Origin of the sequence: Corallococcus sp. AB032C (genome assembly GCF_003668935.1) — a bacterium.
Taxonomy (GTDB): domain Bacteria; phylum Myxococcota; class Myxococcia; order Myxococcales; family Myxococcaceae; genus Corallococcus; species Corallococcus exiguus.
In genome coordinates this window covers 1-25,658 of sequence record NZ_RAWP01000041.1, presented here as the reverse complement: position 1 = coordinate 25,658, position 25,658 = coordinate 1, and the positions used below count along the sequence as shown (strand labels likewise).

The following is a 25,658-nucleotide window of genomic DNA, read 5'->3' as shown; positions in this document are numbered from 1 at the left end:
GGCCCGCGTATTCGACGTGGCGACGCATCATGACCCGAATGAAGGAGGACGTCCGTGGAGAACACCGCACTGCTGCTCATCGACATCCAGAATGACTATTTCCCCGGGGGGCGGTTCGAGCTGGAGCGCTCCGATGCCGCGGCCACCCAGGCCCGGGCGGCCCTGGACTTCTTCCGGGAGCGCGGCGTTCCGGTCATCCACGTGCGCCACGAATCACCGCAGCCAGGCGCCACCTTCTTCCTGCCGGGGACTCCGGGCGCGGAGATTCATCCCCGAGTCGCGCCTCGACCGGGTGAAGCGGTGGTGCTCAAGCACTTCCCCAATAGCTTCCGCGAGACGGACCTCCAGGATCGCCTGCGGACCCTGGAGGTGAAGCACCTGGTGGTCGTGGGAATGATGACCCTCATGTGCGTGGATGCCACGGTGCGGGCGGCAGCGGACCTGGGCTACACGGTCACCGTGCTGGGGGATGCGTGCGCGGCCCGGAGCCTGGAGTTCCAGGGCCAGAGCGTGCCCGCGCCCCAGGTCCATGCCGCGTTCCTGGCGGCGTTGGGGATGGGCTACGCCAGGGTCCTGCCGACCGCCGACTTCCTGGCCCAGGCCGGACGCTGACCGGAGGGGTCGAGCAGCGCCGCCTCGACCCCTACCGGCCGCTGCTACTGGCTCGCGAGCTCGTACGGCCTGAGAGACACCACCGCGTTGCCGCGTGCCCCGCTGTGGTTGGTGTAGGCGTGGTTCTTCTCCAGGGTGTAGAACGAATCGACATAGTCGTCGTCGTTGGTGAACCATTCGCCCGGCATGCGATCCACCAGCCCGCTGCCCAGGGCCACCAGGGCGCCGATCTCCGGCTGGCCCACTGCGGTCAGGATCTGGCTCGCGACATTGAACAGGTAGCTCACCAGCTCCTGGTAGCTGGTGTTGTCGTCGTGCTCCATGAGGATGACGTTCGCCGCCGCCCAGCGGTAGCGCTCCCAGAAGATCAGGACCTGGTTCGGGGAGTAGGTCCTCCCGTCCGTGTCCAGATAGGGCATGTCGACGATGTCCAACTGAGGCGCGTCACGGCTGGGGTCGACACCATTGACGATGGCATAGACCTCCGCGTTGCCGGAGATCCAGGGCTCCTCGTCGTCGTTCAGGTAGATGCGATCGAGGATCGTCACCGGCGTGCTGGTCGCTGCGGCGGCCGTTTCCAGGACGGGCAGGGGACGTTGCCCGAGGGCCACGAGGTGCTCGCGCATCAGCTTGATGCCGGCGGCCAGGTCCCTGCGCGCGTCGATGTCCACCACCAGCACCGGCTGTTCGGGCAGGCGGTGCACGTCGAGGCGGTGCACGCGGCCAAGGCCATCGAAGGCCTCGATGAAGCGCCACTGGGAGTCATCGCCATCCGGTTCGTACGCGTAGAGAGGCTCAACGCCTTGCTGCAATGCCGGCAGCATGGACGCGCTGGCCAGACGAAGCTGCAGCAGGCTGTCGAGCTCCCGTTCGAGGCCCTTGAGCCGACGGACGTTCAGGTCCGCTCGCTCCGCCACGCCCGTGACGGAGGGCGGGGCCGACACGGCGCCCAGCCACTGCTTCAGATCCACAGCGAGGTGCTCGCCGCTCAAGCGGGAGGCGAGAGCCTTTCGCAGCACCGGGTCCTGCTTCGCCAGGGTCAGCGCCACCTCGCGCTTGTCGGCGGCCAGCGACACGCTGATGCGCTCGCGCAGCGCCGCTGGCTTCATGGCGGCGGCTCGAGCCTGGGGGGCTGCGTTCACGCAGACGAACAGCGCGATGACCATCCCTATCCGCTTCATTGGATTCTCCGGTGAGCGAGGGTGCTGGGCCAGCCGCCGCGGATGCAAGGCAACGCGGTCCCGGCCATTATTCATCACAGCCTGCGTTCATGGATATGCAAGAAAAAGCAGGATTACGAAGAAGCGTCTGCTGAGTGGCAGGGACCCGGGCCGGATGAGCCCGGTCCCCGCGGCAGACTGCCTACCCGAGCCGCCACCCCCTGAACGGAATTGGTTGGGCTGGCTTAGCGCGAGCCGCCAATCCTGCGGGGGCGCGTTCGGATAATTACTGACACGCTGGATTTACAGTCAAATCGTGGACTTCGAATGAAGTCCAGGGTTCAACTTCGGCTCTTCCTACTCTCAAAGGAGCCGAAATGGCCGTAGCGGAACGGATTCGTGGCTGGACGTATTTGGTGGGTGTGCTTGCCCTCATGGGCTCGGCGACTTCGGCCCATGCGGCTGGCGCATTGCTCATAACGTCGACGGAAGCTGACACGCCGAACGACACGCTTTACATCTACGGCGAGAACTTCGGCACCGTGAAGTCGTCAGTGAGGTTCGCAGGCATCGTCGTCCAACCCAACAAAATCCAGGTCTATGGGGATACGGCGATCGTCATCACCGTCCCCTATAACCTCCTGGATACGCCCGGGACGTACTTGCTCAGTGTCTCAACGGGGCCAGCTCCGGAACAGAACTCTGCCCTCGGCATCACGGTGGGCCCGCAAGGCCCCAAGGGCGACACCGGCGCGACGGGCCCCAAGGGCGACACCGGCGCGACGGGCCTCAAGGGCGACACTGGCGCGACGGGCCCCAAGGGCGACACCGGCGCGACGGGCCTCAAGGGCGACACTGGCGCGACGGGCCCCAAGGGCGACACCGGCGCGACGGGCCTCAAGGGCGACACCGGCGCGACGGGCGCAACGGGCGCCATCGGACCTGTTGGGCCACAGGGGCCAGGTGCAGTTAAGTACATTGCACTTTGGACTACTCTCACATCCTACAAACCAGACTGCACGTACGCCAACAAGCTAACTCTCCTATGCACCACAGCAGCTCATCGCTTCTGCGTTGCAAGCGGCTATGCGGCCACTACTGGCATTTTTGAGTATGATACCTCTTATGCCCATTTCAACTGCTTGAAGTAGTTGGATGACTGCCTCGGGCCACGAGGCAACGCCAGGGTTTGCCTCGTGGGAATCACTGGAGACGCGCGCGGCCGAGTCCCATGAGGCCGTGCGCCACCAGGTGCCGCTGCTCGGGCCGTCATGCACGCAGCGGCACCCCACCCACTGCTGGAGGGCGGCGCGCTGCCTCTTCGCGCGCCCTGCTCGACATCGGGACGGCTCACTTTGAAGGGGAGCCGCCCCGGGCCCCAAGCCCGGGGCGGTGTGCTCGGCCTACGTGTCCTTAACAGGAGACGGTTGGCCGTTGTCCGGCGCCGCCTTTTTCACGAGCTCTTGTCCGAAACCTTCATCCACATCGCGATGACCGGCCTCATGCTGCGCCGCCTTGCGTAGCGGCCCAATTCAACAGGCTCTGAGGGCTATTTCTTCAATCTTCACGAGGCGGGTTCATGCCGATTCTGAAACGCAGTTCGGATGAAGTCAGTCTTGGTTTGACTGCGCGGCCTATGCCGCATCGTGGAAAATGATGCCCACCGTATGCCTCGTGCCGGAGCGCACACGGCTGACGCCGTGCCTCAGATTGACGCGGTACGTACCCCGCGTGCCCTGGACCGGGCGGTGATGCACCGCGAAGACGACCGCGTCTCCCTGACGCAACGGGACAACCTCTGCCCTTGACTGCATGCGGGGACGCTGCTCCGTCAGCACGAACTCGCCGCCCGTGAAGTCCCGTCCCGGTTCGGAGAGGAGGACTGCCACCTGGAGCGGGAAGACGTGCTCGCCGTACAGGTCCTGGTGCAAGCAGTTGTAGTCGTCCACGCCGTAGCGCAGGAGCAGGGGCGTGGGCCGCGTCTGTCCAGCCTCATGGCAGCGCGCGAGGAAGTCCGCGTGCGCGTCCGGATACCGCACGTCGATGCCCATGGCGGTGTTCCAGCGGTTCGCGATGGGCGTCAGGTACGGGTACAGCGCCGTACGCAGTTCCGTCACGGCCTCCGGCAGCGGATGGTCGAAGTATTTGTATTCGCCCCGGCCGAACCCGTGCCGCGCCATCACCACGCGGCTGCGGAAGGCATCCTCCACGTCGTAGAGCAGCGCCAATACTTCGCACTCGTCCGGCGTGAGCAGGTGCTCCAACACCGCGCACCCACGGGCATCCAGTTCCCCGCCCGTCGCCGCCCAATCCACCGCACGCACCCGCTCGGCGATTCCAGCCACCGAGCGAACCGCGAGTGCTCGCGCCCTCATCGCTGCGCCTCTCGCTCCAGCAGCGCACGCTTTCGCTCCACGCCCCACCGATACCCAGACAGCGCCCCGTCATTCCGCACCACCCGGTGACACGGAATCGCCACCGCCAGCGCGTTCGCGCCACACGCCTGAGCCACGGCCCGCACCGACTTCGGCGAACCAATCCGCTCAGCGATGTCCATGTAGCTCGCCGTCTTCCCCGCTGGAATCTCCCGCAGCGCCTGCCACACGCGCTGCTGGAACGCCGTGCCCCTCACGTCCAGTGGCAAATCCAGCCCCACGCGCGGCGCCTCCACGAAGCCCACGACCTTCGCCACCAGTTGCTCGAACTTCGCGTCCCCGCCCACCAGTGTCGCCTGCGGGAAGCGGTCCTGGAGGTCCTTCGCCAGCGCGTCCGGATCATCCCCCATCAAGATGGCGCACACGCCCCGGTCGCTCGTGGCCACCAGGATGGGGCCCAGCGAGCACTCCGCGATGGCGAAGTGGATCTCCGTGTTCGCGCCCCCGGCGCGGAAGTTCGTCGGTGTCATGCCCAGGACCTGGCTGGAGGTTTCGTAGAAGCGACCGCTCGAATTGAAGCCGGCGTCGTAGATGGCCTCGGTGACGGAGCCGCGCTTCGTCAGCCCCGTGCGGATCCGCTCCGCCCGCTGCGCCGCCGCGTAGCCCTTCGGCGTCAGCCCCGTGACCGCCTTGAACACCCGGTGCAGGTGATACGGCGACAGCCCCGCGCGTTCCGCCAGATCCTCCAGGCTCGGCATCTCTTCAGCGGCCTGGATGAAGCGGCACAGCTCGGCCACCCGGTCCGCGTGCTTCACGGCGAGCGAGGGCTCCCCCGGCTTGCACCGCTTGCACGCCCGGAACCCCGCCTGCTCCGCCGCCGCCTCCGTCGCGTGGAACCCCACGTTCTCCGGCCGCGGCGTCCTCGCGCCACAGGACGGACGGCAGTACACCCCCGTCGTCCTCACGGAATAGAAGAAGCGCCCATCCTCCGCCGCGTCCCGAGCGACGACCGCCGCCCAGCGCGGGTCGCCCACCGTCGCCGCCGCGAGGGCCTCCGTCTTCGTCGCCATGCTCCGCCTCCTTTCGATGACCACGAGGCGAAACCTAACCCCCGGTCCCCAGGCCAGCACTCCGCGCCTTGCGGTCGAATTCGGACCGGCATGGAACAGGGCGTCATGTCGTGAAGCTGTCCAATCGCGCCAGGAGTGAACCTCCCGCCATGCTCACGCAATGCGTGCCAGCACGCCTGCGTACGACGTGACAGGATGCCGCACCCTTTCCTCCTTCCCATGAGCAAGCCATGTCCCACCTGCGTCTGATGTGGAAACGCTCCCGTCTGCTCTGGCCCACGCTGGCCGCCTGCGCCTCGGCCTCCGCCTGGGCAGCCCCCGCATCCATCGCCGTCCCCAACGCCGGCTTTGAAACCGCCGCCGCCACCGGCCTTCCCCAGGGCTGGACGGCCTCGGGTCAGGGCAAGGTGTCCGCCCGCACCGACGCGAAGTCGGAGGGCAGCCGCAGCCTCGTCATCGAAAGCCCCCAGGGCGGCGCGGAGACCTCCGTCGAGTCCGAACCGGTGAAGCTCCAGGTGGGCCGCCTCTACCGGCTCTCCGCCTGGGTGCGCACCAAGGGCGTGCAGGCGGATGCGCAGGCCCGCTACCCCACGGCTTTGGGCGCGTGTCTGTCCATGCAGAGCTTCCCCTTCACCAACTGCTCTCCTCCGCAGGGCGCGGACTCCAGCGGCCGGGTGCAGGTGCTGTTCTTCGCGACCCAGTCCAATGACCGCGTGCGCGCGCACCTGGGCCACAACGGCAAGGCCACCGGCACCGCGTGGTTCGACGACGTGAAGGTGGAAGAGGTGGACGACATCACCTCGTACATCCCCATGGAGAGCGTGCGGTGGGCCGGCAAGGGCTTCCGCTACGACGACGGCGGCTGGGTGTACGTGCACATCGAGGGCGAGCCCTACGAGCGCGGCCGGCAGTACGGCGAGCTCGTGTCGCAGGAGATCGTCCGCTACATCGAGAAGCTGGGCATCCAGAAGGACAAGGCGGATGCCGCGAAGGGTTGGGCGCAGGTGCGCCTGCTCGCGGACTCGCTGTTCCTGCGCCGCTTCGACCCCGAGTACCTGGAGGAGATGAAGGGCATTGCTGACGGCGCCAACGTGGGCGGCGCGAAGTTCAAGAGCCCGGATGGCAAGGAGCGCGACCTGGACGTGCTGGACGTCGTCGCCATCAACTCCGCCGTGGACCTGGGCCAGCTGGACGACGCCAACCGCGTCACCGCGTCGCCGCTCTCCGGCCGCACCTTCCTCAAGGGCGAGGATGAGAACGGCCGGGCAGGGGAGGGCGACCACTGCTCGTCCTTCGTGGCCACCAAGTCCGCGACCAAGGACGGCCGCGTCGTCATGGGCCAGATCTTCATGTGGAACGGCTACACCGGCGTCCACTGGGACGTGGTGCTGGACGTGCAGCCCACCAAGGGCCACCGCTTCGTGATGCAGACCTTCCCGGGCGGCATCCACAGCGGCTCTGATTGGATGCTCAACGACGCGGGCATCGTCATCGGCGAGACGACCGTCGGCCAGACGCCCTTCAACATCGACGGCACCCCGCAGAGCAACCGCATCCGCAAGGCCGTGCAGTACGCGAACTCCATCGACGACGTGGAGCGCATCCTCAAGGACCGCAACAACGGCCTCTACACCAACGACTGGACGCTCGCGGACACCAAGACGGATGAAGGCGCGTGCCTCCTGCTGGGCACCGCGAAGACTCGGCTGTGGCGCACCGGCAGCAAGGGCAAGGCTTCGGACACGCCCGGAAACCTCAGGGACTTCATCTGGGCCAACAACAACAACCGCGACCCGGAGGTCCGCAAGGAGTCCGTGCCCAACGCGAGCAACGCCCCGGTGGACCTGGCCTTCAACACCTGGAACCGCGACATCGCCTTCCAGGAGGCCTACGCGAAGTACGGCAAGGGCGGCTTCGACGTGGACAGCGCCACTCGCATGATGGCGTCCAGCCCCATCAACCGGCCCCACGCGTGTGACGGCAAGGTCACCACGTCGGAGATGACCGAGAAGCTGATGTTCCTGGCCCACTACGGCAAGACGACGCTGCGCGAGAAGATGGTGGGCAGCCGCTGGATTCCCGACCTGCCCGGCGCCACCCCGCACCTGTCCCTGGGCTACACCGCCTTCAGCCCCATCTACGTCGCGGATCAGCTCAAGGCCGCCAAGGCGAAGCAGAAGCCGGAGCCCAAGGCGGACAAGCCCAAGCGCGACTTCGCTCGCGTGAAGGACGCGCTCGGCTTCGATGAGAAGAAGCTCTGGGCCAACACGGTGTTCCCCGCCACGGACGCGGATAACTGGTTCGGCAGCGGGTCCGCTGCGTACTGGACGCTGCTCAGGGACCTGCCGGAAGGGGATGACCTCTCCAAGGCCTTCGACGCCCAGCGCGACGCGCTCGCGGACCTCAACGCCCGCTACCTCTACGTCACGGCCCGCGAGGGCGACGTGGTGCCCACCTCCGCTCGCACGGACTACGGCCGTTATGGCCAGTACGCGGTGCCTCGCATCAAGGGCACGTACCTGCTGCACCAGCTGCGGCTGACCCTGGGCAACGCGAAGTTCGCCAAGGTGATGGACGCGGTGCACACGAAGTTCGCGAACAAGAAGCTCACCACCCAGGACTTCATCCGCACCGCTTCAGAGGCCGCGGGCCAGGACGTGGGGCCGTGGGTGAAGCAGTGGGTGGAGCGCGGGGGCCTGCCCGCGCCGCGCCTCACCTCCCGCGCCCAGAAGGCGAAGGAGGGCTTCGAGGTGACGCTGAAGGTGGACCAGTCCGGTACGCCCTGGCGCTTCGCCACGCTGGTGGAGGTGCAGACGGAGAAGGGCGCCGTGCTGGAGCGCGTGGAGGTGAAGGGCTCAAGCGACACCTTCACCGTGAAGGTCCCGGACCGGCCGGTGCGCGTGGTGTTCAACGTGGGCAACGACATCCCCGTGGCCCGCGAGCGCTACCAGACCCTGGCCAACACGCTGGATGACTGGGACAAGCTCCTCTTCGTGTACGGCTCCGCGCGCCAGGTGGAGTCCATGCGCACGCTGGCGACGAACTACCGCGAGCAGTTGGCGGACGCGTCTCCGGAGCGCCTGGCCCCGCTCAAGCCGGACGCCGAGGTGACGGACGCGGAGCTGGCGGACCGCGACCTGGTCGTCTTCGGCGGCCTGGAGGACAACGGGCTCATGGCGCGCCTGGCGGCGGAGAAGAAGCTGCCTGTCGAACTGGGCCGGCGCTTCTTCCGCTGGCAGGGAAAGACGTACGGCCGCGCGGATGACGGCCTCGCCCTGGCGCTGCCCAACCCCTGGAACCCGAAGCGGACGATGTACCTCTTCGTCGCCAACAGCGGCCTGGAGCTGTGGCACATGACGCGCTCGTTCCAGCGCGGCCTCCAGAGCTGGGCCCTGTTCCGCGCGGGCGAGGTCAGCGGCAAGGGCTTCCACGCCACCGAGGGCCTCACCCAGGAGCTGTCCGTGGAGCTGCCCGCCCCCAAGCTGGGCATGCTCACGCCCTAAGCCACCGTCGCTGAAATCCAGAAGCACCCAGGAAGGGCCGGCGGGAGTGCACTCCGCAGACCCTTCTTGCGTTCGCCTGCTTCCTCCCTCTGGGACCCCAGGCCGATTTGACTCCTGAAGGGAGAAGGTTAAATCTCTCTTCAGAGAATGAATCGAGATTCAAAATCTGAAGCGCCCGTCAAAAAGCTGCGCTCTCGTCTGAAGGAGGCCACCGCCGACGCCATCCTGTTGGCGGCCGCGGCGGTGTTCGCTCGCGACGGCCTGCACGCGGCGAAGATGGAGTCCATCGCCGAGCAGGCAGGCGTGTCGGTGGGGACGCTCTACAACCACTTCACCGACCGCGCGGCCCTGCTGGACGCGCTGCGCGCGAAGCGCCGCCAGATGATGCTGGACCGGCTGGACGCGGCCCTGGCTCCCGTGGCGGAGCGGCCTGCTCGCGAACAGCTGCGCGCCTTCGTGACGGCGCTGTTCGCTCACGCGGCGGAGCGCGACGCGTTCGTGCGGGTGCTGGTGCAGCTGCCGGAGGACCCGGCGCGCAAGAGCCGCATCCTGGCGGAGCTCAGCAAGCGCGTGTCGGTCATCCTCGACCGGGGCATCCAGGCCGGGGAGGTCCGCGCGGAGGGGCGCGCGTTCTACCCGAATCTCCTGATGGGAATGGTGCGCGGCGCATTGGACCGCCTGCGCGAGGACGACGCCGCGAACCTTCCGGCAGCCGCCTGGGCGGAGGAGATCCTCCGCGTCTTCTTGAAGGGCATTGAGGTCGACTGACATGGCGACAGCCGTCGCAACACCGGAGGTCCTGGCGCCAGCAACGCCCAAGGCCCCCGTCAACAAGTGGCTCGTCACGCTGTCGGTGACGTTCGGCACGCTGATGGGCGCCATCGACTCGTCCATCGTGAGCGTGGCGCTGCCTCAAATCCGCGGCGCTGTCGGCGCCACGGTGCAGGAGATCACCTGGGCCACCACCGGCTTCGTCATCGCCACGGTGATGGTGATGCCGCTCACGGGCTTCCTGGGCCGCATGTTCGGCCAGAAGCGCGTGTACCTGGCGTGCCTGGTGCTCTTCGTCGCGGGCTCGTTCCTGTGCGGCTTCGCGTGGAACCTGCCCACGCTGGTGCTCTTCCGCTTCCTGCAAGGGTTGGGAGCCGGCGCGCTCCAACCCACCGAGCAGGCCATCCTCCGGCAGACGTTCCCTCCGAAGGAGCAGGGCACCGCGATGGCCATCTTCGGCATGGCCGTGATGGTGGGCCCCGCCATTGGTCCCACGCTGGGCGGCTACATCGTGGACAACTGGCACTGGTCCTGGATCTTCTTCATCAACGTGCCGGTGGGCATCCTGGGCTTCTTCATGGTGGCCCGCTTCGTCCAGGAGGACGAACAGCTGCGAGCCACCGCGCGCCAGGAAGCCGAGAAGCAGCGCAAGCACATGGACTGGTCCGGCATCACGCTGCTCTGCATGGGCCTGGCCTCGCTCCAGTACTTCCTGGAGGAGGGACAGGCGGATGACTGGTTCGAGTCCCCCATCATCGTCATCTGCGCGCTGCTCTCCGCCACGTGCCTCATCGCCTTCGTCATCCGCGAGCTGACCGCGGAGGCGCCCGCGGTGAACCTGCGGCTGTTCAAGGACCCGGTGTTCGCGTCCGGCACGCTCCTGGGCGCGCTGGTGTTCGCGGTGCTCATGGCCAGCATGTTCCTGCTGCCGGTGTTCATGCAGGAGCTGCTGGGTTTCACCGCGACGCAGTCCGGCCTCTCGCTGATGCCTCGCACGCTGGTGATGATGGTGATGATGCCCATCGTCGGACGGCTGTACGGCAAGGTGCCGGCGCGGGTGTTGGTGGGCATAGGCATCGTGTTCGCGGGCTTCGGCGCGTTCGAGATGAGCCACTTCTCGCTCGCCACCGGCTCCAGCAACATCATCGCGGCCATCGCGCTGCAGGGCGTGGGCTTCAGCCTGATGTTCGTGCCGCTCAGCGCCACGGCGCTCGGCAACATCCCGCGTGAGCGGATGGCGGACGCGACGGGCCTCAACTCCCTCTTGCGCCAGATTGGCGGGTCCGTGGGCCTGGCCATCTTCACCACGCTCCTGTCGCGCTACACCGTTCTGTCCAAGGCCTCCATCGCGGCGCACCTCAACCCGGAGCGGTGGGAGGTCGCCAGCCGCATGGCCGCCACGCAGAAGGGGCTGATGCAGCACGGCCTGGATGCCGCGAGCGCCAGCATGGCCAGCCTCCAGATGATGGTGGGCAACGTGTCACGGCAGGCCATGGTGCTCGCGTTCGACAAGCTCTTTGTCTTGGCGGCGCTGATGTTCGTGGTGGTGCTGCCGCTCATCTATTTCCTCAAGGACCCCCCGAGCGTCGGGGGCTCCCACGAGAAACCGCACATCGACGTGGAGATTTAAGACATGGCAACGACAACGACTGCTCCCCAACTCGTCCCCGAAGCGGCGCCCGCGCCCGCCTCCGCGGCGCAGGCGAAGCGCGGCAAGCGGGGCTTCCTCATCCTCGGTGGCGTCGTGGCGGCCATCGTGCTGGCCATTGGCGGCTTCAAGATCGTCACGGCAGGGCAGGAGACCACCGACGACGCGCAGGTGGAGGCGGACGTGGTGCCCCTGGCCGCGCGCGTGTCCGGCCCCGTGGTGAAGGTGGCCGTGCTGGACAACGCCACCGTGCACCAGGGCGACGTGCTCCTCCAAATCGACCCGCGTCCGTATGAGGCGCGCGTGAAGCAGGCGGAGGCCGAGCTGGAGTCCGCGCGCGCCCAGGCCGTCGCGGCGGACGCGCAGGCCACGGTCGCGGAGGCCGGCGCGAAGGGTGGCCTCTCCAGCGCGAAGGCGCTCGTGTCCACGAGCACGTCCGCGGTGAGCGGCGCCCAGGCGCAGGTGGCGGCGGCCCGCGCGGCGCTGACTCGCGCGGAGGCGCAGGCCCGCAAGGCCACGCTGGACCTGGAGCGGACCCAGAGCCTGCGTCAGCAGAACGTGGTGGCGCAGAGCGCGCTGGATGACGCGCAGACGTCCAACGAGACGGCGCAGGCCGCGCTCGAAGGCGCCCGCGCGCAGCTCGCCCTGGCGGAGGAGGGCCGGCGCACCGCGGAGAGCAAGGTGGCGGAGGCCAAGGGCCAGCTCGACGTGAGCGCCCCCATCGACGAGAAGATCGCCGCCGCCCAGGCCAGCGCGTCGCTGGCACACGCGCGGGTGAAGGGCGCGGAGGCCGCGCTCGACCAGGCGAAGCTCCAGTTGGAGGACACGCGCGTCGTCGCCCCGGCGGACGGCCAGGTGTCCAAGCTGTCCGTGCACGCGGGCCAGCTGCTCACCCCCGGCCAGGCCGTGGCGGAGCTGGTGCCCACGACGACCTACGTGGTGGCCAACTTCAAGGAGACGCAGGTGGGTCACATGCAGCCCGGCCAGCTCGTGGAGGTGGAGCTGGACGCCTTCTCCGGTGAGAAGCTGGAGGGCAAGGTGGAGAGCCTCTCTGGAGGCACCGGCTCCCGCTTCTCCCTGCTGCCGCCCGACAACGCGTCCGGCAACTTCGTCAAGGTGGTGCAGCGCGTACCCGTGCGCATCTCCTGGGTGCACCCGCCGCAAGGCCTGGCCCTGCGCGCCGGCCTCTCCGCCGACGTGACGGTGCACACGAAGTAGTCCCCAGCCCGAAGCCCCACACCCCAGCGCCGCGCCCCCCACGGGTCGCGGCGCTTCTTTTTGGGGCTGACACGTCATGGCCAATCCTTGACGCGTCAACGGCCACGTCCGCCACTGCCGGGACATGGCCCCTGTCTGTAGAATGTGCAGTATTTCTGGAATTTCTGCGCTTCCCTTGAGGGGAGTGTCTTTTGCATCAGCTCCTTCCCCACCGCGAGGAGCAAAGGCATGAGCACGACCTACAAGATTCACCCGGCCATTGGCGTGGCCCGCGTCGGAGACAGCGAGGACTACTACCTCGGTCCCGAGGAGGCAGGAGGACTGCCGCTGGAGGTGGCGGGCGGCAGCGTGACCCGGTTTCGCGATGCCAGCATGGCGGTGCGCAGACAGGCGGCGCGCTTTCAAATCCACGCCTACGACTCGCCCGGCTCGAACGGGCGCAGGGTCCAGCCGGGGGAAGGCGGAATCAAAGACATCCGTTGGACGGTCCACCTGGCCAACAAGAAGTCCGCCTGGTACGAGTTCCGGCAGCAACAGGGCGCGGACGGCACCTACGCCGTCGACCACCCGCTGCGAAATCCTCGCACCGTGGGGAATGACCGCAACGCGTTCATCCTCGACGCGGGGCCGCGCACCGTCACCTGTCTGGGCAGCGCGGGCGGTCCCACCACTGTGCAGTGTGAGCTGCTCCCGGCGTCGGCCCGCCCATCGCGACTCCTCCCCGAAGGCAGCGACATCACCACCCTGGGAAAGCTCGTCACGGATGCCCGGGGCTATCTCCACGCGGTGGGCGGCTACGGCAAGTCCGGCGTGTCGGTCCGCTACGACATCACGAGTGGACTGCTGGAGAACTGGGCGCGGTACCACACGCTGGAGCAGGTGAGCGGCCTGAGCGACAAGGCGCAGGACATCCTCCTCGCGCTGAAGAGCATCGCGGACATCGGCTACGACACCCAGGAGGCGTTCGATGCCGCCGTCCACTCCGTCCTCACGGCTCCCAGCCTGGGGCTCACGTCCGACCAGCCGGCTCAGGCGATGAAGTTCATCGACATGAACGCCTACCCCCAGCCCCGGCTGGACACGTACGCCAACAACACCTTCTGGTGGGATGACATCTCGGACGGGCCCGTCACCGCGACGCTGGTCATGGATGACGACTCGGAGCACGAGGTGGAGTTCCCCGCGTGGGTCGTGGTGGGGCCCCCCGGGTACGCTCCTCAAATCCTCAACGTCATCACGCTCTACGACACGCTCTTCGACACCTTCGTCACCCAGAGGGGACTCGTCCCCGGGCTCTACCAGGGTGGGCAGTTCCAGCAGGGCTACACGCCCAACTTCCAGGCGGAGCTCCTCCCCATCCTGAGCCGCCCCGCCGCCTATCAGTGGGTCGCTGACGTGGGCCCGCAGGGCAATGGCAGACACGACTCCTTCCAGGGCGGCAACCTGGGCCCCCGTTTCCTTCAGAAGATCCGGAGCCCCGAGGACGTCAACGCGCCGACGCCGGACCTCATGCCGAAGTTGGCGGGCGACAACCCCATCTCCGAAATCATCCCCCGGAAGTTCCTGAGCCTCACGCGGACCCAGTACTTCCTCCTCCAGCAGTACAGCGCGGGCAAGGTCGACCACTCGCCCCCCAAGTCCCCCGCGTCGGAGGGAGCGCGGTTGGACCGCGCCGTGCTGGAGAACTGCGTGGGTGGCGCGTTCTGCCCGGGCATCGAGATGACGTGGATTGCCCGGGACGCGAACTTCTTCCAGGACGACCCGGCCGCGGGCTTCCGCTTCAAGCACCGCGACAGGCCCACCGGCCAGCCGCTCCAGTGGAGCATCAATCCGCACGACGGGCTGGGCCTGGAGCCGGGGGATGCCAGCAAATACATGGCGCTGCCCTGGCAGGCCGACTTCAACGAGTGCTCCAACCAGACCGTCCAGGGGACGTCGCTCTGGTGGTGGCCCGCTCAGCGGCCCTACTTCGTGAGCTACCTGGGAGACGACCAGCAATGGCACCAGGACTACTGGACGCGTCCGACGGACATCAACTTCGACAAGGACGAGGACATGGTCTTCCACTGGAAGGAATTGGGCTTCGTCCTCAAGCGGTCGGATGCCCCCGCCCCCCAGCAGGGCCCTGAGGCCGCGCCAGGACTGCCGCCCGCGCCCACGTTCATCGAGGTGGAGCGGACGTACGCGCCCGCCACGGGCCAGGAGGAACCGGTCCTCGCCAAGGTGGCGAACTCGTGAGCGAGGACTCCTGCGACGTGGCTGTCATCGGCGGCGGCCCCGCGGGCGCGGCCGTGGCCGTGGCCTTGAGACGGAAGGCGCCGTCGCTCTCCGTCACCCTGGTGGAGCGAACCACCTATGACGCCCCCCGGCTGGGAGAGACCCTGCCACCGGACGTCCGCCTGCCGCTGTCACGGCTCGGCGTCTGGGAAGGCTTCCTGCGCGACGGACACCTTGCCTCCCGCGGCACGGCGTCATGCTGGGGCAGGGCGGAGCCGGGCTTCAATGACACGATGATGTCCCCCTGGGGCTCCGCCTGGCACCTGGACCGGACGCGCTTCGACGAACGGCTGAGCGTCGAAGCCGCCCGGCAAGGCGCTCGGGTGCTGCGGGCGACGACCCTGGTGGATTCGGAATCCCTGGGGCGCAATGGCTATCGGCTCCGCCTGTCCCATGGGGCAGCAGACCCCAGCACGCTGCGGGCACGCTTCGTCGTGGACGCCACGGGAGGCAAGGCCTCCTTCGCCTCGGCACGCGGCGCGCGGCGGTTCGTGAGCGACCGCTGCTTCGCCGTGTATGGCGCCTTTCATCTTCAGGGCGGCGCGACCTTCCCCACCCACGCGCTGGTGGAGTCCTGCCCGGAGGGCTGGTGGTACTCGGCGTTGCTACCGAGTGGGCGGGTCGTCGTCGCGCTCGTCGGTGATGGCGACTCCTTGCGCGGCCTGCGCTGGGCCACGCCCGAGCCCTGGATGAATCTGCTGAAGCAGGCGCCGGTGACCTGGGCGCGGCTGGATGCCTGTGACTTCGCCGGTGAGGCGCTCATCGCGGTGCCCGTGCTTGTCGGACAGTTGGTCCGGCCGCGGGGGGAACAGTGGCTCGCCGTGGGCGACGCGGCGTGCACCTATGATCCGCTGTCCTCCCAGGGCATCACCAAGTCGTTGGACTCCGCGCTCCTGGCCGCCGACGCGCTGGAGCGCTGCCTGAGCGGCGACGCGGACGCGCTCCAGGCCTACGAGTCCACGCTGAACGCGCGGTTCCAGGACCATCAACGCACACGCGGCGTCTACTACCGCCAGGAACAGCGGTGGCCCCAGGCCCCCTTCTGGAGGAACCGGTGGGAGGCGCTGCCCGCTCCCGCCGCGTCCCCCGCGCAGTTCCGCCGCTCCCATTCCACCGAGGTGAACCCATGAAGACGAGATATGCGCGTCATGTGATTGTCGCGGCGGGCGTAGGGCTCGCCATCGCGGCCGCGGTGGTCGTGCGGAGCGGAGCGCCCAAGCCAGCGGTCCTGGCCACGAGCGGCAGCGGAGGGGATGGCCTCGTTCCTCCTCCTTATCCCGTGTTCCCGCGAGGCAATGCCCTGCTCACGCCCCTCGCCGAGTCCAGCGACGAGGCCCAGGCATTCCTGAAGTTCTACTCGACGCAGCTGGGCGTTCAGCTGCCCAGGATCCAGAGCGCTGACCTCGTCAAACTGCCGCCCCGGAACCTGGACATCGCGCACAACGGACTGAACCTCGGCAGCCAGGACTTCAACTCCTCGCTGGTGTGCCAGTCCTGCCATGACTCGGATTGGAAGGCCCAGGACAGCGACCTGCCGGAGATGGCGTTCTGGCAGCAGCCCACGGTCAACAGCCTCTGGCCGAGCGGTGGCGCGGGCCCCATGAACCTGTCCGCCAACTGGTCCCCCTTCGGAGACTGGAGCGCCTCCATCAAGGCCCTGGCGGGCCGGGACCCTGTCTTCCTCGCGCAGGTGGAGACGACCCGTTCGCTGTCTCCGCACCAGCCCTATCAGGTGGACCAGCTCTGTCTGCGATGCCATTCCCCCCTGGCGGAGCGCCAGGCCCTGGCCAACAACGCCCCGTTCGACCACTTCACCCTCTACGCGACGCCCGAGGGAGCGCCCTACAAGAACCCGTTCCCCTCGGCCCCCTCGGCGGATTCGCAATACGCGACCTACGGCGCGCTGGCCCGGGACGGACTCTCCTGCGCCGTCTGTCATTCCATGGCGCCGAAGGAGGGCCAGCCCTGGGATGGCGCCGACTACAGCTTCTTCTATGGCTCCGACGGAGACCTCTTCGGCGCAACCGTGTCGGACCGGCTGGTCAGCGCGGAGGAGAAGAAGACGCAAACGCCGCCGTCCTTCCCCTTCACCTCGTCCATGAACCTGCACCCCGGCGCCATCCTCGGGCCTGACTTCGGCCTCAACGCGAAGCCCATGGCCGCGGCGGGGGTGAGCCTGGAGACCGCGGCGCACGTGGACGGACACAGCTACCTGCGCGACTCCATGGTCTGCGGCGCCTGCCACGTCGTCATCCTCCCCAAGGTCCCCACCAACTACAGGCCTGGCATGCGCATCTCCGAAGCGAGCGAAGGCTACGAGCGCCCCGCGAGCTGCGACGCCAGCAAGACGACCTTCGACGCCAACGGCAACTTCACGAAGGACCCCTGCGTCGCGCTCGCCTATGAGCAGACCACCTACTTCGAGTGGCTCAACAGTGGCTACCCCGACTCCAAGACGACGTGCCAGGGCTGCCACATGCCGCTCACCTCGCCGTCATCCCCCCACGACAACCGAGTGTACGTGGCGCAGTACAACGACGACCTGGACCCCTTCTACCAAGGCAGTCCGCCCCCGGTGGCGCGCGAATACAACCGGCACACGCTGCTGGGCATCAACCTGTTCGTTCACGAGATGTTCCAGCAGTTCCCGGACGTGCTCGGGCTGGACTTCTACCTGTCGCAGGACTCACGCATCCCGCCCTTCCTCCAATCCCCAGACATCCTGAACCGCACGCCCAACCTCGTCCCCAACCCGGGCGCGGAGGATGGCAATACGAAGGGCTGGAGCGACCACAGCGCCATCGCCGCCGTCCAGAAGGTCACGGGGGACCAGGGCCGCTCCATCCACCCGAGCCACGGCCGCTACTTCTTCCAGCTCAACCCGGGCAGCGCGACGCTGAGCATCGACCTCAGCCGCTACCAGGACGCCCTCCAGAAGGGAGGCAGCAAGACGACCCTCCTCTGGGGCGCCACCGCCTGGTGCGACCAGCTCTCCTGCGGTGAGCTCGTCGTGCGCACCTTCAACGCGCAAGGAGTCGCGGCGTCCACGACACCTCCGCTCGCGGTCAAGCCGGGACAGTCGAGGTGGCAGGCGCTTCAGGCGACCCTGGCCGTGGGCGCGGACACCCGGCGGCTGGAGCTGGGCTTCACCGGCCGGAGTGGCGAAGTGCTCCTCTTGGATGACCTCTTCCTCGCCCTGCGCTTCCCGGATGGCACCGTCGCACCGCTGACGGATGCCAGACGCAACTACGTGGTCGCGCAGAACCTGCTCAACGCCGAGCAGTCCATCCTGGACCTCGCGTACAGCACGGCCCAGGGCTCCTACAATCCGCGGCTCCCCGCCGTGCAGGTTTCCCTGGGGAACATGTCCACGGACAACGGCATGTTGAGCGTCCCCGTCACCCTCAGCAACAACGCGGGTCACAAGTTCCCCAGCGGCGCGGGCTTCCGCCGGGCGTTCATCCAGTTCGAGGTCCTGGACGCGTCCGGCAAGGCGCTCTGGGCGTCGGGACAACCCAACGCGCAAGGCGCCATCTGCAATGGCCCCTGCAATGCCAGTGGCGACAACATCCTCACCAGCGAGTTCTCGTCAGACCCCGGCCAGCTCCAGCCGCACTTCCAGACCCTCCAGCGGCAGGACCAGGTCCAAATCTACGAGGTCCGCGTCATGGACGACGTCAAGAAGGTCACCAGCCTGGAGCTCCAGCAGTTCAAGGACCTGAAGGACAACCGGATCCTCCCCGCGGGCTGGAAGCCGCCGAGCCTGCGCAAGTCCGGCGAGCTTCAGCTGGGGCTGGACCTCTACCAACTGGCTCAAATCACCATGCCCCTGAGCGAGGTCCAGGGAACCCAGCCTGCTATTGAGAGCGACCCGGACTACCCCAACGACAGCCATCCCCAGGAGGCCGAGGGCGAAGACACGCTGGTGTACCAGGTTCCCCTGGCGGAGATTCCTTCGTGGGCCTCCATCCGGGTCCGGCTGAACTACCAGAGCATTCCTCCGGGCTATCTCGGCGCGCGGTTCAAGGACGCGCTCCAGGGAAACCAGCAGCCGGGGCCTGCCATGAGCCGGCTCATCTACATGAGCAGCCACCTCAACACGAAGACGTCCATGCAGAGCCAGACCTATGGCGCCGCCCAGCCCACGGAGGTCATGAACAACTGGTCCATGGTCCTGGGTGAAGCCCGCGTGACGAAGCGCTGAAGCACCGCGGCTCCAACGAAAAACGGCCACCGGCTCAAGAGCCGGTGGCCGCTTTCATTTCTCAAGGCGTGCCGCGCCGCTCAGCGGAAGACGGTGGTGTGGGAGCCGAGCACGATGCCGCGCTTGCCCGCCAGCGCCTTGCTCCGCTCGGGAGACATCCCCAGCTGCTCCGGCGTGAAGAGCCGGCCGTAGAGCCGGTGGTCATCGGAGACGAACGGGAGGACCCGGACCGTGATGGACATCCCCGGAAGCGGGGCAAGGCCATGGGACCAATACGAATAGTCAATGGTCGTCTTGTAATCGGCCGGCACGAAGCAGTCGATCCCCGTGTGCCAGTTGTGGTTGCCATCCTGGTCCGGAAGCGTCTGGGGCACCGTCGTCTCTCCCAGGCTGATGAGAGGCGAAGGCCCCGGAGTCCCCGCCGAGAAGGCGACGCTCGCCCCCGCGGGCACGTTCACGCACTTGATGTCGAAGGTCACCATCGCCGCGGCGTGGCCCTGCGTGTAGTCGACGCCCTTGGTGGTGTAGTCCGGCTTGTTGGCATCAACGATGCTGACGTTCCGCCATCCGAACCCTGGGTTGTCCAGGATGAACTCCGTCAGCTGGTCCATGTTGCCCACGGCCGTGGTGGGAACAGGGTTCGGGTGCGTCGCGTTCGAGACCCGGGAGATGAAGCAGTAGTGGTCAGGGGTGGGGGCTCTCCAGACGAACGGGTTGTCCGTCACGGCAATCTTGCCGCTGTCGGCCTGGATGACATTCTTGTTTCCGTTGTCGACGTTCTTGTCGCTGGTCTGCAGCTCATTGCCCGCCCACAAATAGGGGTACAAGAGCAGACTAAACGGCACGGCATACAGCGACACGCTCCCGGACCGGTTTTCACCCGCCAGGTTCTTGGCGCGCAGGTAGATGTAGTTGTCGCCGCTCTCGATCAGGTTCTGCCCCACATCCGAGCCGTAGTTCCCGGTGAAGAACTCCACCGGATTGGGCGTGGGGCTGAGGCCCTGGGGAATGATGTCCGGCGATTGATAGGCAATGGTTTCCGCCGACTCGTTCCCGAAGTTACGATCCCCGGTGTCACTGGTGCTCACACGGAAGAACAAATCATTGTACTGGGTCATGGGTGTCCACCTTGGCTTGGGTGTCGTTCCCCGTGAGGCGTGGCTCGCAGGGCTGCGGCCCTGCAAGTGCATCCTGAATGCCAAGGATGTTCGAATCCCAACTGGTTGGAACCATTTGGGCGGCCCGGCGAAACGGTGGGTCTTCCCCACGACCCTGACGCGGCAGGCACAGGGGCTGACGTGTCAGAGCGTGACGGCCATCTCCACGTCCGCGCGCGAGTAGCCCGTCTCCCGGGCAATCTCCGGGCCCTCGCGCGTGGTGACGAAGCCGTGCTTGCGGTACAGGCCCAGCGCGGGCCCCAGCGCGCTGTTCGTCACCAGCACCATCCGCTTCGCGCCACGCTGCCGGGCCGTGGCCAGCGCGGCCCTCATCAGCGCGTCGCCCAGGTCGCGGCCCCGCGCCTCCGGGGCCACCGCCATCTTGCACAGCTCGAACGTGTCCGTGTCCTCGCGCCTGAGCGCGCACGTGCCCAGCACCTGGCCGTCCACGAGCGCGAAGAACACCTCGCCCCCCGGCGCCACGAACATCCCGTGGGGGTCCGCGAACGAGGCCTCATCCGAGCCCTCGATGCGGAAGTCCTTTTCAATCCATTGCCGGTTGAGCCGCGCGAAGTGCTCGCGCAGCTCCGGCCGGTAGGGGACGACCTCGACAGAAGCAGGGGCCATGGCGCTCACGCGGTGGCGGCCGCCGCGGCGGGCTTCTTGCGCAGGAAGAGCGCGAAGATGAGCGCCACGATGCTGATGCCCACCAGCGTAATCAGCCCGTCCGCCGCGATGGTGGCGCGCGTGCCGATGCCGCGGAACTCCGACGCGTTCCCATCCAGCGCCGTCGTGTAGCTGATGGCGAAGTTGGAGGCCGCGACGAAGAGCGAGTACTTCGTCGTCACCGCCGCGCCGTCGTTCACCATCTCCAGCACCATGCCGGCGAAGGCCGCGAAGCCCGCGCCGTTCGCGAAGCTGTACGCGAGCGAACCCCAGATGTACGTGTCCGTCGTCATGGGCCCCGCCGCCATGGCGAACGCGCACATCGCGGTGGCCCCGCCCATCAGCGCGTAGGCGAGCTTGCGGTTCATCCGGTCCGACAGCCAGCCGCCCATCAGTGAACCCACCGCGCCGGTGACGGCCATGCCCGGCCCGTTCACCATCTCCACCGTGTGCTCCGGCACCTGGTACGCGCCCGCCATCGCGCTGAAGAGGTTGCTGAGCGCGCCGCAGCTCACCGGCGCCAGGCAGAGCACCAGCATGATGAGCCCGTCGCGGCTGAAGGCCGTCTTCACCAGGTCCATCACGATGCTCTTCACCCGGTCCACCGCCGCCTTGAGCAACGGCCCCGTGGGCACGGTGGAGGGGTCATGCCGCTCGGTGATGAAGAAGATGCCCGCGCCGCTCGCCAGCACCAGCGTGGCCAGCACGATGCCCGCCACCTGCCGGGAGAACTGGGTCGCCAGGAAGATGGCCAGCGCGCCCATCATCGCGGTGGAGCCCACGTTGCCCGCCATCTGCCAGCCGCCCGTGCGCCCCTTGTCGGACGGCTTGGACGTCGTGGCCATCAGCCCGTTGAGCGCCGCGTGCGCCGTCGTCGCCGCCGCCTGCAACGCCGTGAGGAGCAGGGTGAAGACGCCCAGGTGCTGCGCGGGCTCCGGGAACATCGCGCACGCCAGGAGCAGCAGCGCGGTGAGCATCGTGCTCACGCCGTACCAGACGCGGCGCCACGGCCCCAGGTCGATGAGCGGCACCCACAACAGCTTCCACGCGTGCGGCGAAAAGGCCGTGCCGGACAGCACGCCAATCTCCGCCAGCGGCATCCCGTCCTTCGCCAGCCAGTACGGCACCGCCGTCTGCAGGTAGCCCACCGCGGCGCCGAACTGCACCTCCAGGAGGCCGAACAGCGGGGGCCAGGCCCAGCGCGGCTCCTCGGCGGAAGCGGTGGCCGGAAGGGCAGTCTCTTGTTCAATCAAGGGCGACACCTACAGGGGAGGACAGGGGAGGGTGGGATTCTAGACACCTCCTGCGTCCTGCACAGCCCAACGCACTGCGCCGTCTCCTCGGAAGCACGGGGTGGGAGGGTGCCCTTCAACGGGGAGTCCTGGTCCGTGCCGGAAGGCAGGACTAGCTTGCCCGCGCTTCCCCCCACAACCCCGAGGTCCCCCGATGACGTTGAAGACCCGACTGCTGGTCGTCTCCACGGCTGGCCTGTTCGCCGCCGCGCCCGCCGTGGCCAAGCCGCTGGATGGCGCCAGCACCGACGTGATGCTCCAGGGCTTCCACTGGAACTCCGCCAGCGCGGGCGGGTGGTGGAACACGGTGAAGAACAACGCGGCCGCGGTGAAGGCCGCGGGCTTCACGATGATCTGGCTGCCGCCTCCCTCCGACGCGGCGTCCACGGAGGGCTACCTGCCCCGGCAGCTCAACGTGCTCAACTCCAGCTACGGCACGGAGGCGGAGCTCACCCAGGCGCTGGCCGCGCTCAACGCGCAGGGCGTGAAGCCCATCGCGGACATCGTGGTGAACCACCGCGTGGGCACCGCCAACTGGGCGGACTTCACCAACCCCACCTGGAGCGGCTGCAGCGCGGTGGCCGCGGGTGACGAATGGCCCAGCGCCTGCGGCAACGCGGACAGCGGCGAGGGCTACGCCGCGGCGCGCGACCTGGACCACTCGCAGGCGAACGTGCGCGCGGACCTGAAGACGTGGATGGGCACCCGGCTGAAGGGCGTGGGCTTCGCGGGCTGGCGGTTCGACTTCGTGAAGGGCTTCGCGGGCAGCTACGTGAAGGAGTACGTCACCGCGACCGACCCGTGGTTCTGCGTGGGTGAGTTCTGGCCCACGAACTACTTCGACGCGAACAACCCCAACAACTGGAAGCAGCAGATCACCAACTGGGTGGATGCCACGACGGGCACCTGCGCCGCGTTCGACTTCGCCACCAAGGGCCTGCTCAACGACGCGCTCACCAACAACAACTACACGCGCTTGAAGGCGTCCGACGGCAAGCCCGCGGGCGGCATCGGTTGGTGGGCCAGCCGCCACGTCACCTTCGTGGACAACCACGACACCGGCCCCAGCGAGACGTGCGGCAACGGGCAGAACCACTGGCCGGTGCCGTGCACCAAGGTGATGACGGGCTACGCCTACGTGCTCACCCACCCGGGCATCCCCACCGTCTACTGGGGGCACTACTTCAACTGGGGCCTGGGCAGCTCCATCAAGACGCTGATGGACATCCGCAAGAACGCGGGCCTCACGTCTGAGTCCACCGTCAGCATCCAGCGCGCGGAGAGCGGCCTGTACGCGGCCATCATCGGCGGCAAGGTGGCGGTGAAGCTGGGCACCGGCTCCTGGACCCCGGGCACCGGCTGGACGCAGGCCGCCACCGGTACGGACTACACCGTGTGGACCACCAACACGCCGCCGCCCACCGGCACCACCGCCAACGTGGAGTTCGTGTGCAACAACGGCACGACCGTGATGGGCCAGAACGTCTACGTCACCGGCGGCGTCGCGGAGCTCGACACCTGGAGCCCCACCACCACCAAGATCCTCAGCCCCACCGCGTACCCCACCTGGCGCGGCACCTACGCGCTGCCCGCGAACACCACCGTGCAGTGGAAGTGCCTCAAGCGCGACGGCAGCGGCAACGTCGTCTGGCAGGGCGGTGGCAACAACACCGTCACCACCCCGGCCGCCGGCGGCAGCATCACCGCCACCGCCAGCTTCTAGGACGCACCCCTCCAACCCTCTTCGGCATCGGCTCCCTGGGGGGGAGGAAGCCGTGCCGGCTGGCGAGCAGGGATGCGCTGCAAGGGGCTGCTCCAGCGGCACGCCCTGGCCCCTGCGCGGACGGTAGCCCCTTGGCCACTCTTGGCCTGGGGGTTCTCCCGTCATGGCCCGGGTGGTGCTGGAGCGTGCCCGTGACGCGGCGTGGGTGGATGCGGGCTGAAGCGCGTTGATCAGCCTGCACTCATCTCAGGGGGAGGACATCAGCCGGACGCCATGCTCGCGCACCAGCGTGGCCCGCGCGGCCTCGGAGACCGCCGTCTCGCGCAGGTCGAGCTCACGAAGGAGGGGAAGCCGGTGGAGCGCGGGCATGCCGGCGTCCGTGACCTTCGTGCGCAGCAGGTACAACGTGAGCAGGGAGCCCGGGAGGTGAACGAGCGCCTCGTCCCCGAGGCGGGTGCCGGCGAGGCTCAACCAGGAGAGCTTCTCGAAGCCCGCGAGCATCCGCGCCCCGTTGTCGTCCAGCCAGGTGCCTCCCAGGTCGAGCTTGACGAGGTGGGGGAGCTTCTGGAGCGGTACCAGCCCTGAGCCGCTGATGGGGTTCCCCGAGACCTGGAGTGACTCCAGCTCCCGCAACTCGGAGAGCTGGCCAAGCCCCAGGTCCGTGAGGAGCGTGCGGATGGCGCGGAGCGACTGCAGCCGGGAAAAGGTCCGAAGGGTGGCCACCCACCCGTCGTTGAAGTCGGTCCGGCTCAGATCCAGGTGCCGCAGGACCATGCGCGAGCCGAGCTGCTTCAATGCCTCGGGGCCGATGCGCGTGGCACTGAGGTCGAGCCGGGAGAGCCGCTCCAGGGGCTCCAGCGACGCGAGCGACGCGTCCGCCAGCGCGAGACCCGAGAGCCCGAGGCTCTCGAGCGCCTGGTGGCCGGCCAGCGCTGGGAGGCCGCTCCCGGTGACGGCCGTGCGCGACAGCTCCAGGTCGCGCAGGTGGTGGAGGCCTTGCAGGTGGCGCAGCGCCGCGTTCCCGAGCAGGGTGTCGTCGAGATGGAGAACCTCCAGCCGAGTGAGCCCGGCAAGGTGACGAACCCCTGGGCCGCGGATGCGTGTCTTGCTGAGCACCAGCACCCGGAGCACCGGCAACCGCGCCAGGTGGACGAGCCCCGCATCCGTCACCCCGGTGCTTCCCAGGTGGAGCGCGTCCAGCACGCGCAGCCCTTCAATGTGTGCCAGGCCTGGGTCCGAGACGGCCGTCCGCGCCAGCCCCAGCCAGCCCAGGGCCGGCATTCTCCTCAGGGCTCCGAGGCCGGCATTCGTGACGTGGGTGCCGCTCAAGACGAGTGTGCGCAAGCGGTCCCCGGGCAGGGACGCAAGGACCGTGTCATCGACCGTGGTGTCCGAGAGATCCAGCCACTCCAGCTCCGTCTGTGCCGCGAGCAGGCCGAGCCCCCGCGGGCTCACCGACGTGCCGCTGAGCGAGAGCCGGCGCAGCGTCGTCAGCGAGGCGAGGAGAACCAGCCCCCGGTCGGACACCGCCGTGGCATCCAGCCGCAGGATGGCCAGGTGTGGCATTCCCTGGAGAGAGGCGAGCCCCGCATCGGTTACCCGTGTGCCGTCGAGGTGCAGGGCCTTCAACCGTGCCGCGTTCCTCAGGGCGGCCAGGTGCTCGTCGCCGAACGCGGTATCGGAGAGATGGAGCGATACGACCGAGGAGCCCTCGACGAGGAGCGCGAGCAGGGCTGGGGCGGGGAGGCCTTGCTCCCCGAAGGAGAGACCGGGGACGCGGTATTCGCGCAGCACGGCGGCCAGCGCCTGGGCCTCGGCCGGTGTGCTCACGGGCTCCAGAGGCTCCGCGTACCAGTCTCCGTCGGGAAGCGGCTGGGGGGCGGCATCACCCGCCGGCAGCAGGCCCCACGGGGAGGACGTCCCGTCCGGCAGGAGCCGGTACGCCTGGAGGGAGGGACGTGGGGGAGCCACGACCACGGGAG

At 68.1% G+C, this 25,658-nt stretch carries 17 protein-coding genes; 9 read left to right on the top strand and 8 right to left on the bottom strand.

Annotated features, from left to right (window positions below; translation table 11 throughout):
- Positions 1–54 precede the first annotated feature (54 nt).
- The gene (locus D7X99_RS19650) at positions 55–612 is read left to right on the top strand and encodes a cysteine hydrolase family protein (protein ID WP_121779146.1); all 558 of its coding nucleotides are present in this window, start codon (positions 55–57) and stop codon (positions 610–612) included.
- Positions 613–656: 44 nt separating this feature from the next.
- On the opposite strand, the gene D7X99_RS19645 is transcribed toward D7X99_RS19650, so the two are convergent.
- The 4 genes from D7X99_RS19645 to ada form a co-directional block, all read right to left on the bottom strand.
- Positions 657–1,793, bottom strand: coding sequence for a DUF3103 domain-containing protein (locus tag D7X99_RS19645; RefSeq protein WP_121779113.1), 1,137 nt, complete (start codon positions 1,791–1,793; stop codon positions 657–659).
- Positions 1,794–2,403: 610 nt separating this feature from the next.
- Positions 2,404–2,709, bottom strand: coding sequence for a DUF4573 domain-containing protein (locus tag D7X99_RS44670; protein ID WP_366934525.1), 306 nt, complete (start codon positions 2,707–2,709; stop codon positions 2,404–2,406).
- 697 nt (positions 2,710–3,406) lie between these two features.
- Positions 3,407–4,147, bottom strand: coding sequence for a 2OG-Fe(II) oxygenase (locus tag D7X99_RS19635; RefSeq protein WP_121779111.1), 741 nt, complete (start codon positions 4,145–4,147; stop codon positions 3,407–3,409).
- Positions 4,144–5,217, bottom strand: coding sequence for a bifunctional DNA-binding transcriptional regulator/O6-methylguanine-DNA methyltransferase Ada (gene ada, locus D7X99_RS19630; RefSeq protein WP_121779110.1), 1,074 nt, complete (start codon positions 5,215–5,217; stop codon positions 4,144–4,146). Before ada ends, D7X99_RS19635 begins: the two co-directional genes overlap by 4 nt.
- 230 nt (positions 5,218–5,447) lie before the next feature.
- On the opposite strand from ada, the gene D7X99_RS19625 reads away from it, so the two are divergent.
- From D7X99_RS19625 to D7X99_RS19595, 7 genes are all read left to right on the top strand, one after another.
- A complete protein-coding gene (locus tag D7X99_RS19625) occupies positions 5,448–8,720 on the top strand; it encodes a C45 family autoproteolytic acyltransferase/hydolase (RefSeq protein ID WP_121779109.1) in 3,273 nt (1,090 codons plus the stop codon).
- Between the two features lie 147 nt (positions 8,721–8,867).
- On the top strand, positions 8,868–9,488 hold the full coding sequence (locus D7X99_RS19620) for a TetR/AcrR family transcriptional regulator (protein ID WP_120596180.1): 621 nt from the start codon (positions 8,868–8,870) through the stop codon (positions 9,486–9,488).
- Between the two features lies 1 nt (position 9,489).
- Positions 9,490–11,121: a DHA2 family efflux MFS transporter permease subunit gene (locus D7X99_RS19615; protein WP_121779108.1), complete on the top strand. Its 1,632-nt coding sequence runs from the start codon at positions 9,490–9,492 to the stop codon at positions 11,119–11,121.
- Positions 11,122–11,124: 3 nt separating this feature from the next.
- Entirely contained in the window at positions 11,125–12,357 is a 1,233-nt protein-coding gene (locus tag D7X99_RS19610; protein ID WP_121779107.1) for an HlyD family secretion protein, read from the top strand.
- Between the two features lie 228 nt (positions 12,358–12,585).
- Positions 12,586–14,595: a LodA/GoxA family CTQ-dependent oxidase gene (locus D7X99_RS19605; protein ID WP_121779106.1), complete on the top strand. Its 2,010-nt coding sequence runs from the start codon at positions 12,586–12,588 to the stop codon at positions 14,593–14,595.
- Positions 14,592–15,764, top strand: a complete 1,173-nt coding sequence (locus D7X99_RS19600; RefSeq protein WP_121779105.1) for a tryptophan 7-halogenase — start codon at positions 14,592–14,594, stop codon at positions 15,762–15,764. Before D7X99_RS19605 ends, D7X99_RS19600 begins: the two co-directional genes overlap by 4 nt.
- Complete coding sequence (locus tag D7X99_RS19595) at positions 15,761–18,838, top strand: hypothetical protein (RefSeq protein ID WP_147476188.1); 3,078 nt, start codon at positions 15,761–15,763, stop codon at positions 18,836–18,838. Before D7X99_RS19600 ends, D7X99_RS19595 begins: the two co-directional genes overlap by 4 nt.
- 80 nt (positions 18,839–18,918) lie before the next feature.
- Here D7X99_RS19595 and D7X99_RS19590 read toward each other — a convergent pair whose 3' ends face one another.
- The 3 genes from D7X99_RS19590 to D7X99_RS19580 form a co-directional block, all read right to left on the bottom strand.
- The gene (locus D7X99_RS19590; protein ID WP_121779103.1) at positions 18,919–19,956 is read right to left on the bottom strand and encodes a hypothetical protein; all 1,038 of its coding nucleotides are present in this window, start codon (positions 19,954–19,956) and stop codon (positions 18,919–18,921) included.
- A 183-nt stretch (positions 19,957–20,139) separates the two neighbouring features.
- Positions 20,140–20,622 carry a GNAT family N-acetyltransferase gene (locus D7X99_RS19585; RefSeq protein ID WP_121779102.1) on the bottom strand — a complete coding sequence of 161 codons (483 nt, stop codon included), beginning with the start codon at positions 20,620–20,622 and terminating at the stop codon, positions 20,140–20,142.
- A 5-nt stretch (positions 20,623–20,627) separates the two neighbouring features.
- Positions 20,628–21,923 carry an MFS transporter gene (locus D7X99_RS19580; protein WP_233613539.1) on the bottom strand — a complete coding sequence of 432 codons (1,296 nt, stop codon included), beginning with the start codon at positions 21,921–21,923 and terminating at the stop codon, positions 20,628–20,630.
- Positions 21,924–22,107: 184 nt separating this feature from the next.
- Between D7X99_RS19580 and D7X99_RS19575 the strand changes: the two genes are divergently transcribed.
- Positions 22,108–23,676: a glucan 1,4-alpha-maltotetraohydrolase domain-containing protein gene (locus D7X99_RS19575; protein WP_121779101.1), complete on the top strand. Its 1,569-nt coding sequence runs from the start codon at positions 22,108–22,110 to the stop codon at positions 23,674–23,676.
- 246 nt (positions 23,677–23,922) lie between these two features.
- Here D7X99_RS19575 and D7X99_RS19570 read toward each other — a convergent pair.
- The coding region (locus D7X99_RS19570; protein ID WP_121779100.1) for a hypothetical protein at positions 23,923–25,658 on the bottom strand (1,736 nt) is incomplete at its 5' end.

Bases quoted from the DNA above. Each gene is read 5' to 3' on its own strand.
- D7X99_RS19645 (WP_121779113.1), bottom strand. From the start codon at position 1,793: ATGAAGCGGATAGGGATGGTCATCGCGCTGTTCGTCTGCGTGAACGCA.
- D7X99_RS44670 (WP_366934525.1), bottom strand. From the start codon at position 2,709: ATGGCGCCCGTTGCGCCCGTCGCGCCGGTGTCGCCCTTGAGGCCCGTC.
- D7X99_RS19635 (WP_121779111.1), bottom strand. From the start codon at position 4,147: ATGAGGGCGCGAGCACTCGCGGTTCGCTCGGTGGCTGGAATCGCCGAG.
- ada (WP_121779110.1), bottom strand. From the start codon at position 5,217: ATGGCGACGAAGACGGAGGCCCTCGCGGCGGCGACGGTGGGCGACCCG.
- D7X99_RS19625 (WP_121779109.1), top strand. From the start codon at position 5,448: ATGTCCCACCTGCGTCTGATGTGGAAACGCTCCCGTCTGCTCTGGCCC.
- D7X99_RS19620 (WP_120596180.1), top strand. From the start codon at position 8,868: ATGAATCGAGATTCAAAATCTGAAGCGCCCGTCAAAAAGCTGCGCTCT.
- D7X99_RS19615 (WP_121779108.1), top strand. From the start codon at position 9,490: ATGGCGACAGCCGTCGCAACACCGGAGGTCCTGGCGCCAGCAACGCCC.
- D7X99_RS19610 (WP_121779107.1), top strand. From the start codon at position 11,125: ATGGCAACGACAACGACTGCTCCCCAACTCGTCCCCGAAGCGGCGCCC.
- D7X99_RS19605 (WP_121779106.1), top strand. From the start codon at position 12,586: ATGAGCACGACCTACAAGATTCACCCGGCCATTGGCGTGGCCCGCGTC.
- D7X99_RS19595 (WP_147476188.1), top strand. From the start codon at position 15,761: ATGAAGACGAGATATGCGCGTCATGTGATTGTCGCGGCGGGCGTAGGG.
- D7X99_RS19590 (WP_121779103.1), bottom strand. From the start codon at position 19,956: ATGACCCAGTACAATGATTTGTTCTTCCGTGTGAGCACCAGTGACACC.
- D7X99_RS19585 (WP_121779102.1), bottom strand. From the start codon at position 20,622: ATGGCCCCTGCTTCTGTCGAGGTCGTCCCCTACCGGCCGGAGCTGCGC.
- D7X99_RS19575 (WP_121779101.1), top strand. From the start codon at position 22,108: ATGACGTTGAAGACCCGACTGCTGGTCGTCTCCACGGCTGGCCTGTTC.